The sequence below is a fragment of the Weissella fangxianensis genome, from assembly GCF_024718545.1.
GTDB lineage: Bacteria > Bacillota > Bacilli > Lactobacillales > Lactobacillaceae > Weissella > Weissella fangxianensis.
Genome location: NZ_JAMXDB010000073.1, coordinates 1 through 1493, shown reverse-complemented (window position 1 = coordinate 1493; position 1493 = coordinate 1). Strand labels below are relative to the sequence as shown.

Below are 1493 nucleotides of genomic sequence, written 5' to 3'. Positions count from 1 at the left end.
TTGCTCTTATGCTAGATTTACGGACAGATTTTCTTCTGCCCTGTAAACTAATAGCATAGGAGCATTTTTTAATATGATTCAATACAAAAAAGAATTTAAGCAGTCTCTTGTTGAGATGCACAATCAAGGCCGCTCATATACTGATCTATCCGCTGAATACGGACCTTCGGTCGACTCAATCCGTAACTGGGTCAAGTTGTACGCGGTCCACGAAGTGGACGGCGAAAAATGGATGCAAGCTGATGTAAACGTATTACAAAAGGAAAACGCCAAACTTCGCGAAGAACTTGAGATTTTAAAACGAGCCGCGGTGTTGCTTTCGAAGTACAATTAACGCAAAATCGCGAGTTAGGACTGGAAATCATTGACCGGTCACTCGCAATGGGACACCGCATAACAAGCGTTTTATCAGCTTTGAATGTAGCTCGAAGCACTTATTTTATTATCAATGGAAAAATTGGCATCCCAGCCAACAAGAGACGCGCTGCAACGCTCTAAAAACGGCAATCAAAGCCGTCTACAACACCAATCGTGGGATCTATGGCTACCGACGCATCGCCGCATTTTTACGGTTCATTTTGAACACTGAAGTTGGTGATCGTTTGGTTTGGGAGCTCATGAATGAGATGAGCCTTAAATCTCGCATGGTCAGGAAGTCATATAAGAAGCCGACGACGACCACTGACACACCACAAAAGCCCAATCTCATGAAGAATTTGGATAATTTGAGTGGGGTCCTAACGACTGACATCACGTACATCCAGCTGATGAATAGAGACTGGGTTTACCTGGCGACGGTCTATGACCCAGAAAAACGCCGTGTTGTCTCATATGGACTGAGTTCAGAGATGACCAAAGAATTCGCAACATCTGTTGTCGTGCAGGCTCTAAGAGCCAACAGTAAACCAAAGATGATTCACAGCGACATGGGAAGCCAGTACACTTCAAGTCTGTTCGAAGGAACGTTGCAAAACGCTGGGATAGATCATTCCTACTCGCGTAAGGGTCATCCTTACGACAATGTACGTATCGAGAGCTTTCATTCGCTCATTAAGCGTGAGCTGATTTATCACGAAGAATACAGAACCATTGATGATGTCAGGGCATCTGTCGAATGGTATGTGAACTGGTACAACAACGAACGTATTAATTCACGCATTGAATGGTTTCAAACCTCCTAGACCAATGTTTGGTTTACTTAATCTCGGTTTTCGGCACTAGCTGGTACGACGCCGTTTATAAGCCGTCACTTGTGAATTTCAAAAGTTCACCTTGTGAAGGCTTATTTGTTGCACGATACAACTTGTGAAATCCGGCTGATTCACAATCTATACCACCCGTTTTCTCTCACGGGCAGGGCTCGGCCCTGTTCCACCTACAAAAACACCCAGAAATCACGCCGTTTTAAGCTGAAATCCGGGTTTTGAAAAATTTTCGTAGTCCGGCAACTCTCGGTGCCGAAAAAACCTGTCCATAATCTTGACATCAGCGCC

At 44.5% G+C, this 1493-nt stretch carries 2 protein-coding genes; both read left to right on the top strand.

Going from position 1 to position 1493, the window contains the following annotated elements; all coding sequences use genetic code 11:
- The first annotated feature begins 73 nt into the window (after positions 1-73).
- Positions 74-334: a transposase gene (locus NGR58_RS10155; RefSeq protein ID WP_258089358.1), complete on the top strand. Its 261-nt coding sequence runs from the start codon at positions 74-76 to the stop codon at positions 332-334.
- Positions 335-407: 73 nt separating this feature from the next.
- The gene (locus tag NGR58_RS10150) at positions 408-1181 is read left to right on the top strand and encodes an IS3 family transposase (protein ID WP_258089359.1); all 774 of its coding nucleotides are present in this window, start codon (positions 408-410) and stop codon (positions 1179-1181) included.
- Positions 1182-1493 lie beyond the last annotated feature (312 nt).